General features: G+C 59.8%; 10 protein-coding genes. 6 read left to right on the plus strand and 4 right to left on the minus strand.

Translation table 11 applies throughout. The annotated features are described in order from the left end of the window. Window positions 1-111 precede the first annotated feature (111 nt). The 5 genes from fdnG to P9L99_09260 all read left to right on the plus strand — a co-directional run bounded on the left by fdnG (window position 112) and on the right by P9L99_09260 (window position 7,035). The gene (gene fdnG, locus P9L99_09240; GenBank protein MDP8223532.1) at window positions 112-3,129 is read left to right on the plus strand and encodes a formate dehydrogenase-N subunit alpha; all 3,018 of its coding nucleotides are present in this window, start codon (window positions 112-114) and stop codon (window positions 3,127-3,129) included. A 12-nt stretch (window positions 3,130-3,141) separates the two neighbouring features. After that, window positions 3,142-3,804: a hypothetical protein gene (locus P9L99_09245; GenBank protein MDP8223533.1), complete on the plus strand. Its 663-nt coding sequence runs from the start codon at window positions 3,142-3,144 to the stop codon at window positions 3,802-3,804. Between the two features lie 126 nt (window positions 3,805-3,930). Further along, window positions 3,931-4,866: a formate dehydrogenase accessory protein FdhE gene (locus P9L99_09250; GenBank protein ID MDP8223534.1), complete on the plus strand. Its 936-nt coding sequence runs from the start codon at window positions 3,931-3,933 to the stop codon at window positions 4,864-4,866. 102 nt (window positions 4,867-4,968) lie between these two features. Beyond that, the gene (locus P9L99_09255; GenBank protein MDP8223535.1) at window positions 4,969-5,460 is read left to right on the plus strand and encodes a TlpA disulfide reductase family protein; all 492 of its coding nucleotides are present in this window, start codon (window positions 4,969-4,971) and stop codon (window positions 5,458-5,460) included. Further along, window positions 5,461-7,035, plus strand: a complete 1,575-nt coding sequence (locus P9L99_09260; protein ID MDP8223536.1) for a DUF6029 family protein — start codon at window positions 5,461-5,463, stop codon at window positions 7,033-7,035. A gap of 591 nt (window positions 7,036-7,626) precedes the next feature. Here P9L99_09260 and P9L99_09265 read toward each other — a convergent pair. The 4 genes from P9L99_09265 to P9L99_09280 form a co-directional block, all read right to left on the minus strand. Next, window positions 7,627-10,005, minus strand: a complete 2,379-nt coding sequence (locus tag P9L99_09265) for a DNA translocase FtsK 4TM domain-containing protein (GenBank protein MDP8223537.1) — start codon at window positions 10,003-10,005, stop codon at window positions 7,627-7,629. Between the two features lie 7 nt (window positions 10,006-10,012). Then, window positions 10,013-11,689, minus strand: coding sequence for a ribonuclease J (locus P9L99_09270; protein MDP8223538.1), 1,677 nt, complete (start codon window positions 11,687-11,689; stop codon window positions 10,013-10,015). After that, on the minus strand, window positions 11,673-12,395 hold the full coding sequence (locus P9L99_09275; protein ID MDP8223539.1) for a lysophospholipid acyltransferase family protein: 723 nt from the start codon (window positions 12,393-12,395) through the stop codon (window positions 11,673-11,675). Before P9L99_09275 ends, P9L99_09270 begins: the two co-directional genes overlap by 17 nt. A gap of 85 nt (window positions 12,396-12,480) precedes the next feature. After that, window positions 12,481-13,533, minus strand: coding sequence for an SGNH/GDSL hydrolase family protein (locus tag P9L99_09280; GenBank protein ID MDP8223540.1), 1,053 nt, complete (start codon window positions 13,531-13,533; stop codon window positions 12,481-12,483). 29 nt (window positions 13,534-13,562) lie between these two features. Between P9L99_09280 and P9L99_09285 the strand changes: the two genes are divergently transcribed. Further along, window positions 13,563-15,332 (plus strand): tetratricopeptide repeat protein, encoded by a 1,770-nt coding sequence (locus P9L99_09285; protein ID MDP8223541.1) that lies wholly within the window; start codon window positions 13,563-13,565, stop codon window positions 15,330-15,332. Window positions 15,333-15,385: the final 53 nt, after the last annotated feature.

The raw sequence follows: 15,385 nt of genomic DNA on the forward strand, positions 1-15,385 counted from the left end.
TGACGTCCGTTGGTCGAATTCCCTAATCTCTTGTGGACTGTGTTGATGAGACTAGAGAAGACATGAACCGATTAGGAACAATGTCCATTCAATAAGCGGAAGGAGTATTTCATGAACCTGTCCAGACGCAGTTTCCTGAAGGTCGGCGGCGGTGCGACGCTGGCGATCGCTGTGGGACTGCCGGGGCTGGACCTCGAATCCGCGTATGCTTACAGCGCGAAAGCCGGCAAATTAGCGTCGACGACCGAGAAGTCGACGATTTGTCCGTATTGCGGTGTGGGTTGCGGGGCGATTATGTACAGCCGAAAAGTCGACGGCAAGTTACGAATCGTCAATCTCGAGGGCGACCCGGATCATCCCATCAACCAAGGTTCGTTATGCAGCAAGGGCAACGCGATTTACCAGATTCACGACGATCCGGGCGGCAAGCGCCTGCAGTACGTGGAATATCGCGCGCCGGGCTCGAGCAAGTGGGAAAAGAAATCGTGGGATTGGGCGATTCGCGAAATCGCCAAGCGCGTGTATGAAACGCGCGAAAAAACCTTCATGGCCACAAACGACAAAGGCCAGAAGGTTAATCGCACGTTGGGCATCGCCAGCCTCGGCGGCGCGTCGCTCGACAACGAAGAGTGCTATTTGCTTTCGAAGTGGATGCGCGCATTGGGCGTCGTGTACCTCGAACACCAGGCCCGAATATGACACAGCTCCACTGTCGCCAGTTTGGCGGCTTCATTTGGTCGGGGCGCGATGACCAACCACTGGATCGATCTCCGCTACTCCGATGCGGTGATGATCATCGGTTCGAACGCGGCCGAGAACCATCCGATTTCTTTCAAGTGGATCACCGAAGCGATTGAGCAGAACGGCGCGAAACTGATCAGCGTTGACCCGCGCTTCACGCGGACCAGCGCCCGGGCGCACATCTACGCTCCGATTCGGACCGGTACGGACATCGCCTTCATGGGCGGTTTGATCAAGTACATCATCGAAAACAACAAGCAGCACACGAAGTACCTGGCCAACTACACGAATGCGGCGTTCTTGATCGACCCGGGCTTCGCCTTCAACGACGGCATCTTCTCGGGGTACAACGAATCGAGTCGTTCCTACGACAAGGGCACGTGGAAGTATCATCTCGACGAAAACGGCGAGCCGAAGAAAGACAAGACGCTGGAGGATCCGCATTGCGTGTTCCAGCTTCTTAAGACGCACTACACGCCCTACGATCTCGAAACGGTCAGCAGTATCACCGGGTGTCCGATCGATCGCTTGCTGGCAGTGTACGAAACCTACGCCGCCACCGGCCAGGACAACAAAGCCGGTACCATCATGTACGCGATGGGCACCACCCAACACACGTACGGCACGCAGAACATCCGGACCTACGTCATTACCCAGCTTCTGCTCGGTAACATCGGGCGCGCCGGCGGCGGCATCAACGCGCTGCGCGGCGAAAGCAACGTGCAGGGCAGCACTGACATGTGCTTGCTCTTCCACATTCTGCCCGGCTACCTCAAGAGCCCAACCGACGAGGATACCGACCTCGAAACGTATATGAAGCATTACTACGAGGGGAAACGTCTCGGCAGCACCAGCCTGGCCTGGTGGGAAAACGCGCGTAAGTACATGGTCAGTATGCTCCGGGAATGGTGGGGCGACGAGGCGACGGCGGATAACGGTTTCTGTTATTCGTGGCTGCCGAAGCGAGCCGGCAACTACAGCCACATCTCGCTGTTCGAAGACATGAGCAAGGGTATTATCAAAGGCACTTTCCTGTTTGGGCAGAATCCTGCCGTTGGTGGCCCGAACACCCTGTTCGAGCGCGACGCCCTTTCCAAATTGGATTGGATGGTTGCAGTCGACTTGTGGGAAACCGAGACCAGCGTTTTCTGGAAGCGCGACGGCGTCAACCCGGCCGACATCCAAACGGAAGTCTTCCGTCTACCGGCGCGCGCCAGCGTGGAGAAGGAAGGCTCGATCAGTAATTCCGGCCGTTGGGTGCAATGGCGTTATAAGGGCGGCGACGGCCCCGGTGAATCGATGGACGACCTGTGGATCATTCACGCGCTGCAACGGGAAGTGCGCCGGCTCTACAAGAAGGCGGGCGGGCAGCATGCCGAAGCCCTCACGAAGCTTCACTGGGATTACGACGACGGCCACGGTCATCCCGACGTACACCTCGTGGCAAAAGCGATTAACGGTTACGCGTGGGGTAACCGCAACAAACAGGTGCTGAACTTCACGAAGTTGTCGGCGACCGGTGAAACGGCCTGCGGCAACTGGCTGTATTCCGGCGCGTACAATGAGAACGGCAACAACATGGCGCGCCGCGACAAGAAAGATACCCACATGGGTATGTTCCACAATTGGTCGTGGTGTTGGCCGGTCAACCGGCGGATCATCTACAACCGCGCTTCGGTCAACACCGACGGTACGCCGTGGGATCCGACGAAGCCGGTTATCAGTTGGAACGGCGAAAAGTGGGTCGGCGACGTGCCCGACGGCGGTATGCCGCCCATGCACGAAGCTGAAGAGGCCGGCAAGTTCGCGCTGCCCTTCATCATGAAAAATGAAGGCGTGGCCAACGTATTTGCCGCGGGCCTGGCCGATGGTCCTTTCCCGGTTCACTACGAGCCGATGGAAAGCCCGGTCGGCAACCTGCTGCATCCGAAGCAGCCCACCAACCCCGCCGCGTACATTTATCCGGGCGCCTCCGGCGAGTTCGGCACCGCTGCCGAGTTCCCGATCGTTTGCTCGACCTATCGAGTCAGCGAACACTGGCAAGCCGGCGCGATGACCCGCAGCCTGCCCTGGCTCAACGAGTTGTTCCCCGAATTGTTCGTGGAATTGTCCGAAGAGCTGGCCGCGGATAAGGGCATCAAAAACGGCGACCTGGTCAAAATTTGGAACAAGCGCGGTACCGTCGTGGCCAAAGCCTGCGTTACCAAGCGTTTCAAACCGCTGAAGGTGAACGGGAAAATCGTTCATCAAGTCGGTCTGCCGTGGCATTGGGGCTACTGCGGATTGTGCAGCGGCGACTCGGCCAATATTCTCACGCCGCACGTGGGCGATGCGAACACCCGCATTCCGGAGTTCAAATCGTTCCTCGTCGACGTGGCGAAGGCTTAAGGAGGTGCGGTCATGGCTAAGATGATGATGCTTGTCGATCCAAGCCGCTGCACCGGTTGCCGCGGCTGCCAAGTAGCCTGCAAGCAGTGGAACGAAAACCCGGCGGTGGCGACGACTTTCGTCGGCTCCTACCAGAACCCGCCCGCCCTGGACGGTGATACTTACACCATCGTGCGTTTCGAAGAGCACGAGCTCAATGAATTCGACGTGTACTGGCTGATGACCAGCGACCGTTGCCGTCATTGCGCCGAACCCACGTGCATCGAGGCGTTGCCGAAAGGCTCGTACGAGATCACCGAACAGGGTGCCGTGGTGTTCAACGAAAAGGCACTGGGTAATCTGCAGGACGTCGTGGACTCCTGTCCCTTTGCGATTCCGACCAAAAATAAAAAGACCGGTCGGATCGTCAAATGCACGCTGTGTGCCGATCGTATCGCCGACGACATGGAACCGGCTTGCGCCAAAGCCTGTCCGACCGATGCGATCATGTGGGGCGGTTACGACGAAATGCTCGATTACGCCAAGAAGCGGATTGCCTGGCTGAAGAGCCCGGTCAACAAACACCGCTTCAAGGCTGACAAAGTGAAGTTGTATCCCGGCGAAGACTTCCCCAGCCACGTCAAGTGGATCCTGATCGACGATCTGGAAAAACACGGACTCGAAGGCGAAGTCTGAGCCACGTAGCTGATACGCGAGAAGCCCCGCCGGTAACGGCGGGGCTCCTTTCTACCGCCCATTGGCAATCGCCGGTGATTCGGCTTAGGCTGCCGTTATTGCCCGATGTTAAAAAAGGAGATGGCCGTGAAAATACGTGGACCGCTGCCCGAACCCAAACCGACGCCCCATCACCCGGATGAAATCAAGCCGGGGCCGTTGGTGCTCCCGCACGAGCGTGTCGATGCAGCGCTCGCCACCAGCCTCACCCGCGAATACGTTGCACCGGAACTGGTGCGCCTGACGAGTCAAACTCTGGCGCTGACCCGCCGTTTTGCCTCCGAGACCAAAGCATGGGCCGCCGCCTACGAGATCGACGCCGAGGCCGCTCCGGGGAAGATCGACCGCGGCGAATTTTTACTCGAAATGGAAAAACTCGCGCCGGATCCCGAGGTGCTGGGCCGACTGGTCGATGCCGCCATCGAGTTGGCGTCGTTTACCGAAGAAGCCGTGCAGCAGGCCATGAAACAGTGGGCGGCGAAAGTCAAAAATGACGACCAGACGCTGATCCGCCTCGTGACCCTCAATGTGCAGCGCACGGTGGAAGCTGTTGCCGAGGTGGCGGAAGCCACCGGGCTCACACCGGAAGCGTTTTACTTCATCTTGCAGCAGGTCGGCACCGCGGTTCTGCCCGCGTTTGCCGTCCAACTTGCGCCGCTGGTCGACGACGAAAAATGGCAGCACGGCACGTGCCCCATTTGCGGCAACGGACCGGTAGCGGCGGGGCTGGTCGGCGACGGCGGCCGACGGCATTTGGTCTGCGACACCTGCAACTTCGTGTGGACCTTCCGGCGCGTCATGTGCCCCTACTGCGGCAACGAAGATTCCGATCAACTCAAGGTCTTGGCCGTGGATGAGGATGGCCCGCACCGCCTGGATGCCTGCGACGTCTGCAAGCGTTACGTCAAAACGATCGATTTCCGCAAAGCCGACGTCAAACAAGCGGTGATTGTGCCCATCGAAGACGCCGCGACGGTGTTTCTGGACATCATGGCCGGCAACGAAGGATACACCCGGGATTAGCGCCGCCCGTAATTCGTGCAACATTGACCCTTTATTGGTACTCCGTTAAAAAGGATGTTCAGCATCCGGCGGCGAGCGTGCCGCACGGTAAAGGAGTCTCGAATGCGTCGTTTCATCGTGTTGGTCGTGGCACTGCTCATGGCGGCGAACCTGGCTTGGGCCGTCGGCGAAAAAGCTCACGATTTTGCCATCAAGGATACGCAGGGCAAAACCTATAGCCTGGCCGACCACCAAGGCAAGGTCATTGTCATGAGCTTTTGGATGACCTGGTGCGTGCCGTGCAAGCAGGAATTCCCGCACCTCAAGCGACTCTACGAAACGTATAAGGACCAAGGCTTGGAAGTCTGGTCGATCACGGCCGACTCGCCTTCCGACTTGCCCAAGGTGCGTTCGATCGCGCGGCGGTACAAGCTGACGCACCCGGTGCTGCTGGACTCTGACAGCCGGGTCAACGGCATGTTCAACAAGCGGGGCGACTACCCGCTGACCATCGTCATCGATCAAGAAGGCAAAATCGCCTGGATGCACATCGGGTACAAGCCGGGCGAGGAAAAGCAACTGGAAGACCAAATCAAAAAGCTCCTGGGATTATAAATGCTGCGACGAATCATAACCGTCCTCGCTTTGCTGGCCCTCCCGGCCGGCGCCTGGGCCGTCGAGTGGAATACGCCGCTGACCGACTCGGTTTCCATCGTCGAAACCCTGCGCGTCAACTACGACATCACCAACGAAGACCAGGAGTTCTGGGCGATAGTCAACCGGCTCAACGTGGAGATCTGCAAAGGATCCTTCATTGCCGGGCTGCGCTACGACACCGAGGCTTACCTGCTCGACGAGGAATACTTCGTTCGCTACGTCCCCGAAAAGTTCTACGTGCAATATTACGAACGCCCGCTGCTGTTTCGCGTCGGCGATTCCTACGTGCGCTTCGGCCAAGGGCTGACGCTCAGCCTGCTCAAGCGGGATGAATTCGGTGAAGATACCACCGTCCAGGGCGCGTTATTCAAACTGGAGCACGAGTACTTCGAGTTCGAAACCCTGGTCGGGCCGGTCAACGTCGGCGACGACCGGCGCTTCGGCCCCGAACGGGCGCGGACGGAAGAACCCGGATTCTTCGACGAACGCGACTTGATCTGGGGAGCGCGCATCATGGGCGGCGCGCCGGGCGTGTTTCGCGGCGGCTTCGCCTGGGTCGGCGGCAACCTGCGGGCCGAGCAAGAGGGCGACCTGGCCCAGTTCGACGAGGACGACGACATCAACCTCTACTCGCTGATGTTCGAGGCTCCGGTGATCGGCAGTTTCGGAGCGGCCGACGGCGAGTACGCCTGGTTGGAATACACCGACAATCGTGACCAGCGTCTCGGCGACATCGAATACGAGGGGCGCGGCGCGCATTTGGCCACCACGTGGTACCTCGGGCCGGTGACACTGCTGGCCGAGGGTACCGATTACTTCCGCTTCGACTATCCCTACAACGACCCGCCGAGCATGGAATATCCGGAGGAATCCTTCGGCCACCTGCCGAATTACGACGACGCGATCGGCGCGCGCGGTCGCGTGGACTATACGATACCCGGCGCGGAGCTGGGCGTATTCGTCAACTACACGAACATCCAGACTCATGAGGGAATACCACTGGAACTGGCCGACCACTACAGCTCGGAATCCCCTTGGCTGGAATGGATCGAACACACGTATGGCGGCTTCGACCGCACCTTCGGCAACGGCCTCTACCTCACCGGGAAGGGCGGGTACCGGGAAGCGCCGGAAGGGCGCTTCGTTCACGGCGACATCAAAGTCGACACGCCGATCATCAGCCCGCATTCGGTCAACGCCGAATGGCGCGTCAAACAGTTCCACAGCTTCGACGAAACTCAATTCGAGGATGCGCTAACCTGGTCGACGGCTCTGGGTTACGCGTGGGCGCCGTATGTGACGCTGACGGGTCTCTATGAATGGTCCGACGAGCCGGCGGTGCTCGAACTGGGCGCGCGGCCGGACGACGACGAAAATTTCTGGGCCGTCGAGTCAACAATTCAACCCGCCGACTGGACGCGCATCTCACTGGCCTACGGTCGTTACAAAGGCGGCTTGAAATGCGCCGGCGGCGTCTGCCGACAAATACCCCCCTTCGAAGGATTCAAAAGCGAATTCGCCTTCTTCTTCTAACCCCAGGCTGAGCCTGGACCCAAAACCGCATGCATCCGGCGACTATGTTGTCACCGCGACCGCTCCCGCTGGTCGCTCTGCGCGCTTCACACAAAACCGTAGAAGCCGGGGAGGCTGTGCGGCGAGCCCCAGGCTGAGCCTGGACCCAAAACCGCGTGCATCCGGCGACTATGTTGTCACCGCGACCGCTCCCGCCGGTCGTTGCAACAACATCGTCGATAGATGCTCTCCGTCCTAGCGCCGGGCCTTGCCCGGGCTTGCCGCCTCAAATTTTCTTACAGGCTATCGGATTTCTGAAGTATCGATGCGGCTATGGAAATTGGCACCGTGTGCCGAAATATGTGAAATCACTTTTTTTATCAATGGTTACGTGGAGCGGAGGGTTTTGGCACTGCCTTTGCTCTATTCACAGGCAGACGGTGTTGCTGTTTTTCATAGTGAAGCGAAAATTTTTTGCAGCAAGGCCAATCTCCTCTCCTGCGGCGTCGTGTCAATGCCCCCAACACGACGCCGCCATTCCTTTAAGCGCAATGCTTACCGAAAAACGACGGGCTACATTTCCTAAACCGGGCGGTTCTTGTTGGAGGGCGATTAGTCGTAATCGCGTTCGGGGAGGTAGATGTCCCGCGCCCGGCTGGTACCGTCGGAGCGGCTGATCATGCCTTCTTCTTCCATCCGCTCGACGATGCGCGCGGCACGGTTGTAGCCGATCTTCAGCTTCCGTTGGATGTAGCTGACCGAAGCCTTTCGGTCCCGCGCGACGATGGCCACGGCTTGATCGAAGAGTTGGTTTTCCAGGTCGTCGGCGCCGTCGTCGACGAGTTGCAGGTCTTCGACTGAGGCGTCGTTGAGGTCCGTGCCTGACGAGGTGCGAATTTCCACATAAGGTGGCGGCGCGTGGTTTTCCTTGAGGTAGCGAACGATGCCATGCACTTCCTCATCGGCGACGAATGGCGCGTGAAAGCGTTCGATGCACGCCGCGCCCGGCGGCAGGAAAAGGCCGTCGCCCATACCGAGCAGGTTATTGGCGCCGGATTCGTCGAGGATGGTGCGGCTGTCGATCCGGCTGCGAACCTGGAAGGCGATCCGGCTGGGAAAGTTGGCCTTGATGATGCCGGTAATGACGTCGACGCTGGGTCGCTGGGTGGCGAGAATCAGGTGAATGCCGGCGGCGCGGGCCATTTGCGCCAGGCGGGCGATGGATTCCTCGACTTCTTTGGCGGCGATCATCATCAGGTCGGCAAGCTCGTCGATGATCAGCACGATGTAGGGCAGCTTTTCGGGGAGCGGCTCCTCGTCGCCGGTCAATTTGCCCTTGCGCGGCTTTCTTTGCAGCTTGGCGACTTTCGCGTTGTAACCGTCGATCGTGCGCACGCGTTGTTCGGCCAGTTTGCGGTAGCGGTCTTCCATTTCCGTCACCGCCCAACGCAGCAACAGGGCGGCTTTCTTCGGCTCGATTATCACCGGGTGCAGCATGTGAGGCGTGTCGGTGTACATCGACAATTCGAGTTGCTTCGGGTCGACCATCAACAAGCGAACATCTTCAGGCGTGGATTTGTGGATCAAGGACATGATGATGCAATTGAGGAACACGCTTTTGCCGCTGCCGGTCGTTCCGGCCACGAGCAGGTGGGGCATCTTCGCGAGGTTCTGCACCATCGGTCGCCCGGTGCTGTCTTTGCCGAAGGCCACCGTTAGCGGGTGGACGGCCTCGTTGAATTCTTTGCTTTCGAGGATTTCGCGCAGGTAGACGATTTCGCGGCGCAGACTCGGAACTTCGATGCCGACCGCGCCCTTGCCGGGAATCGGCGCGATAATCCGGATTTTCTCGGCCTGTAGGGCCATCGCCAGGTCGTCTTCGAGGTTCGCGATTTTCGAGACCTTGATGCCCGGGTCGGGTTCGTACTCGAACATCGTGATCACCGGGCCGGGGTGAATTTCCACAACCTTGCCGGTGACGCCGAAGGTGGCGAGTTTGCTTTCCAGGGCGACGGATTGGGCGATGAGCGCCTCGCGGTCGAGGTCTTTATCCACTTCAGGTTCATTTTGCAGGAGGCGCAGCGGCGGCGGTTCATATTGGCCGGCCAGCTTCGTGAAGGAGATTTGCTGGGCCGAGACGGTTTCGCCCTTGCTGTGAATCGTGATCTGTTCCGCTTCCTTGCGTTTCGGCTTGGGCATGGGTTCCGGACGCTTCGGCGGCGGGGGCGGCACGGCGGTGTCTTCCCGATCCAGACGCGTGGAGCGCACGGGCGGATCAGTCTTGCGGAGCGAGGTCTTGGACTCCCTGGCCATCGGTTCCAGCGGTGCCTCACCGCCGCCACGGATGATCGGACCGGTTTTGGTGGTCGTGGCGCGTTCGACTTGGTCGTGTTTTTCCATGCGTTCGCGCGCCGTGCGGCGAACGGTCCACCACTCACGAAGCGAGCCGGCGATGCTTTTGGCGGTTTTGTTGATCCAACCGAACGTCGTCACAAATGAAAAGTTGACGCCGAGAATCAGGGCGACGACCAACAAGGCGAAGGCGACAATCGCCCCGCCGACCGTGCCCAGCATGAAGTGCAATTGCGTGGCCAGCGCCAAGCCGACCGCGCCGCCGCCGCGGGCTTCGAAAAAGAGCGCCAAAATCGTCGCCAGGGAAACAAGCAGCAGCAAGTAGCCGACGATTTGCCCGAAAGCCATCTTGAAAGAGTGTTTGCGGTACAGCAGCAAGCCGATGATCGCCAGAATCAAGGGCAACAGAACGCTGGCGAAGCCGCCGAATTGAATGAGCAGGTCGGAGGTGTAGGAGCCGAAGCGGCCGATGATGTTTTGCGGCTCGATCGAGGGGATCGGCTTGGAATTGAACGACGCATCGCGCATGACGTGGGAAAGCAAGGATAGGAATATCAGCGCCGCCAGGATAATCAGCAGCACACCGGCGATTTCCACGGTCTTGCCGGGCCGCGCGGGGGTCGTTTGTTTTTTCGCCACCGGGGTTTCAGACCTCCATCAACACGGGTATGACGATGGGTCGACGACCGATACGCTTGCTGAACAAGCGGCGCACAACGCGCACAACTTCCACGCGCATGGCTTGTTCGTCAAAACCATTTTCGGATTTCATTTCTCTGATTGTTTGTAACACAACTTCCTTGGCTTCGTCCCACAGATCCCGATATTCCGGTTCGTACACCAAGCCCTTGCTTTTGAAGTAGGGGCCGGAAACGACCACGCCGTCGCGGTGGGCCAGGGCGCACGTGATCGTTCCGTCTTCGCTGAGAATGCGGCGGTCCGTAAGGACGATATTGCCCACATCGCCGACGCCGTGCCCGTCGACGTATATCCGGCCGGACGGTACTAAGCCGTAATCCCACGCTTTGTTGTCGGCGAGCGCCAGGACTTTGCCGTCTTCCAATACGTGAACATTTTCGCGGGATACGCCCATGCTTTCGGCCAGCTTGGCGTGCTGCACGAGATGCCGGTATTCCCCGTGGATCGGTACGAAATGTTCCGGCCGCACCAGTCGCAGCAGCACTTTGAGTTCTTCGCGGTGCGCGTGCCCGCTCGTATGGATGTTGCTGATGGTTTCGTAGATGACCTCGGCGCCTTTGCGGTATAGCTCGTTGATGATGTTGGTTACCGCCCGTTCGTTGCCGGGAATGATCTTCGAGGAAAGAATGACCGTGTCGCCGTCGTAGATGCTGATGTGCTTGTGGTTGTCATCGGCGATGCGCGACAAAACACTCATGGGTTCGCCTTGGCTGCCGGTGCACAAAATGACGACCTTGTCGCGTTCGGCGTTTTCCAGCATGCCGATATCCAGCAGTTGGCTCTCATCGACGTGAAACGCGCCGAGTTCGCGGGCGATTCGTACCGACGAGATGATACTGCGGCCGTTCAATACGACTTTCCGCTGGAAGCGCTCGGCGATTTCGAAAATCTGGTGGATGCGTTGAAGGTTGCTGGCAAAGAGCGTGACGAGAATACGCCCTTGGCAATGGTGAAAAATGTTCTCCAGTTCCAGCGCGATGTCGCGCTCGCTGACGGTGTAGCCGTCCTGCTCGACGTTCGTCGAATCGGAAAGAAAACACAGCACGCCCTCTTTACCCAGTTCGGCGAAGCGGGTCAGGTCAGTCATCTCACCGTTGAAAGGCGTGAAATCGAGCTTGAAATCGCCGCTGTGCACGATCACGCCTTGGGGCGTGCGGATCGACAGCGCGAACCCGCCGATGATCGAATGGCTGACTTGGATGAATTCCACCTCGAAGGGGCCGAAACCTCGCACATCCCCGGCTTCGACGACCTCGATGCTCAGCTCGTTATCGCCGTTGAGCTTCTTCAACTGCCCGAGCTGGTTTCCCAAGAAGGCGAGGGTCATTCTGGAGCCGACGATCAGCGGGTTGTGCTCACGCAGCAAAAAGGACACGGCGCCGATGTGGTCCTCATGGCCGTGGGTGAGAATCAGGCCGATAATGTCGTCGGAACGGTCTTCTAGAAAGGTGAAGTCGGGGATCACGATATCCACGCCCAACATGAAGTCTTCCGGAAACATCAGGCCGCAGTCGATCAGCAGAAGCTGACCCTGGTATTCCAACGCGAGGCAGTTGAGACCGATTTCACCAAGGCCGCCCAGGGGAATGATCTTGACGGCGTTGGGGTCATTCATCGGTGTCATGGTTCAACAATTCCTCCACGGCCTGTCGTGCTGCCGCCAAAAAGCGGTTTCGATCTTCGTACGACGCCCCTTCGGTGGCGATCGGCTTGCCGATCCGAATCGTGATCGTTCCGGGGCGAACGCCAAAATCGCCGATGCCGTGTAGTCTCGACGAACCCGAGATCGCTACCGGCACCAAGGGCACGTGCAATTGGGTCGCAATGACGAAGGCGCCTTTTTTCCACTCGCCCAATCGCCCGTCCGGCGCGCGCCCGCCGCCGGGGAAAATCAGAATGCTTTTGCCGTCGTCTGTTTTGCGGGCGATGGCGTCCAAGCTCTGGCGATGTGTCGCCCTCTTCCGGTGATCAATGAACACGTGGTCCAAAGTGTAGAGAGAAATGCCGAAAATTGGAATCCAGACCAGCGTTTTCATGGCCAAAAAGCGCACGACCACCGGAAAATCCGTGATGATGGCCATCACGTCCAGGTAACTCGTGTGGTTGGCAACAAAAATATACGACCGGTTTGGCTCGATGTTCTCGCGGCCCTCTACCCTCACGTGGACGCCAAGCATGTATTTCCAAATCGAAAACCACGCGCCGCCGAAAACACGGTTAACCCAATCCCGGCGGCGGTCGAAGGGCGCGCAAACCAGCACACCCGAATACAGCACCACCGCTGAGACAAAAATGATCGGCAACGCCAGAATAAGGCGCAAATGGCGCATCCAGGGCCCTCCGCCCAAACCAAGTTGGATTTTTCTAACCTTAATGGGCAAGGCCGGTCAAATTAAAACCCTCACACGCGCGATATCACGGCGCACCAAGCAGCTTGCCGAGAGGCTCGGTAAGTTCCTCGGCAAGAACCGCGTGACCGTGCGACGAAAAATGTACGTCATCGAGAAACAGTTGTTTATCTTCACTTTTTCCCCGCACGAACGCCGGCATGGGGTCGAGGAACACTACTCCGCGCGTCGCTGCGGCGTCCCGCGTCAGACCGCGCAGACGCCGATTGAAGCGCTCGGAGGCTCCCAGGGGTAATGCGGGGTTGGCTCGGCGATCCAGGCGGGCCTGCACGCCGGGGCGGGTCAGGTGATAGACGAGCACCAGCTTTGCGCCGGCATGTTGAACCTGGTCGACAACCGCGTGTAGATCCGCGCGAAACGACGTTTCAACCCAGCCGCCGGGTACGCCGCTATCGGCGACAAGGTGCGCGAGGGGCGCGTCGCTATCGAGTGCGAAGCCGCCCTTGAGTAATCGGCGAAGCAAGCGGTAGACCGCCGAGTGACGCAGCGCTAGTTGCACCCGATTGGCGGCGCGGCCGCCTTCGATTTTCCGGCGGATGTCTTCCACTTCCGGACGGCCGTTGAACAGCACGTAAAGGACGATGACGTCCGGCTTCAGTGGTAATAACGTCTTTGCCAGCAAAACGCGGTGGGCGAATATGTTGGTGCCCGGCACGCCGGCGTTGAGGACTTCGACGCGGGGAGCCTTGGCATGCAGCGATTTCTCGAGACGGCGGGCGTAGGTTTCCGGCTCCGGCACCATGACGCCGAAGGTCGTCGAGTCGCCGACGCAGATGACGCGAAACACGCCTTCGGGCTTGGTGTCGGAGAATTCCGGCCCGCGGAAGCCGGCGTGGTTCGTCGGGTCCTCAGGTATCGGCGCGTTGCCGAAAGGGACTCGAACTCCCGGCAGCAGTTCGTAGGCGGCATCGTAGACATCGGTGAATACGCGCTCGGAAGGGCGCTTGTAGAGACCGGTCGCGGCCACGACGATTTCCAACGCCAGCCACGCCGCCGCGAGGGCGACGAGCGAATACACCAATCGGCGGGTGCGCGAAAAACGTCGTCGGTTAGCTGACATAGCGGCGGTTATGCTACCATCGAAAGAGCATGAGTACCAAACGAAAGATCCTCTTTGCCGGAGTCGCGCTACTGCTGTTGTTCGCAGGCGCGGAGTTGATCTCGCGTGTTGTCGAAGACCTGCGCCGCGAGCCGCTTCCTCCGCCCGACGCGACAAGTGTGCTTCCGTTTCAAACCGTGCCGGATCGGACACTCGTGCCGTTGGATGGAACCGGGAAACGAAAATGGACGTTGCGGCATCTGGATCAACCGGCCCAAAGCATCCCGCGGGACAAGCCGGCGGGGATCGCGCGGATCGTATTGCTCGGCGGTTCGCAGGCGGGCGCAATGGGGCTTTCGGATACGGCAAGCTACGCCCGGCGGTTGGAAAGCCTATGGAACCAAGCGGGTGGGACGCCGCGGATCGAGGTCATCAATCTGGCGAAAACCGGCTTCGGCGCGGCGCAAATCGCGGCCCTCGCCGAAAACGTGTTGCCCTTGCTGAAGCCCGATTTGGTGCTGGCTGTTTTCGGGCACAACGAGCGGCTGGACGTCAAAGCCATGGCTGCGACCGCCAACGCGCCACCCGAAGCGCTGGAGGTAAGCCGGCAACTACAACGCCACCTCGCCCTTGCCCGCTTGCTGCGGCCGGCGCGCAACGCGATCGAGCAACCCGGCTCGCCGCTGCCTTCATGGAACCGCGATCCCCGCTGGAATGCGTTTTGGATCGCCCGCCTGGAACGCAGTGTCGCGTCGCTGGCGCGGGCGGCGCAGCGCGTGGGAGCGGCGATCGTCTTTGCGCGGCCGCCGTCTAATTTGCAGTACGTGGACGTGCGCGAGTGGTGGTGGCTTGAGGCAGCGGAGGGGGACGAACGTCTCACGCAGGCGCGGCACTGGCTGCGCTACGGCAAGCCCGAGCGTGCCGTGGAATTGCTGGCGGCTTACCGCACCGATGCGCCGTCGGTTGCCGCCGATTTGGCGTACGGCCTGGCGCTCACCGAAATCGATTCCCCGCGGGCGTCAGCCATGTTGGACGGTGTGGTGCGGCGATTGGAAGGCGACTCGCAAATATCTCCGGAACGTTTTCTGACGATGATGACGTTGGCTCTGGTGGCTCTGGGTCAAACCGACAGGGCAGGGGAACTGGCGCAGGGTTACTTGGCCACCGGCCGCGGTCGCGATGCGGTTGGCGGTGTGGCCTTGCTGCGGGTTGGCGAGTTCGAAACCGCCGGACGCGTGTTGCGGTCGGCTCGGGATCACGACGAAATGGCGATTCGTGCCGACGCCGCCGTCGCCGCGACAATGAATGACGCCGCCGAAAGAGCCGGCGCGCGCTTCGTTGATTTGGACGACCAGTATCAGGCCGGTTGTCCGGGCGGCGTTTGTGGATTCGACGAATTCATCGACTATTGCCACTTGTCGCCGACCGGTCATGTGCGATTGGCCGGATTGCTGCTGCCGGTGGTTGCCCGCGAGTTAGGCGCGACCGGGATCGATAAAGAAGCCGCGCAAAATCTGGAGGCGCGATTGCGCGGGCGACTTCGCGGTCGCGAGCACGATTTTCCGGCGTTGGGCGGCTACCTCGGCGTCGGCTACGACCTGTGGCGGATCTCCGACGAGAAACTCGATGATCGGCCTACGCCGTCCGGCCAACCCACAGACGCGCTCGGCTGGTGTTTCCTGGGCGACCGTTATTTTTCAGAGGGCGACTTCGCCCGTGCGATGGAAGCGTACCGCTCGGCGTTGGAACTCGACCCGAAGTTCTCGGCCGCCGCGGCGAACTTGGACTTGGTACGAAGGAAATTCGGCTTTGCCGAGTGAATTGGCCTCTGACATAAACGGCCCGCGACTTGTTGATTTCGTGGAGACGTGAT

Source organism: Candidatus Lernaella stagnicola (genome assembly GCA_030765525.1).
Lineage (GTDB): Bacteria > Lernaellota > Lernaellaia > Lernaellales > Lernaellaceae > Lernaella > Lernaella stagnicola.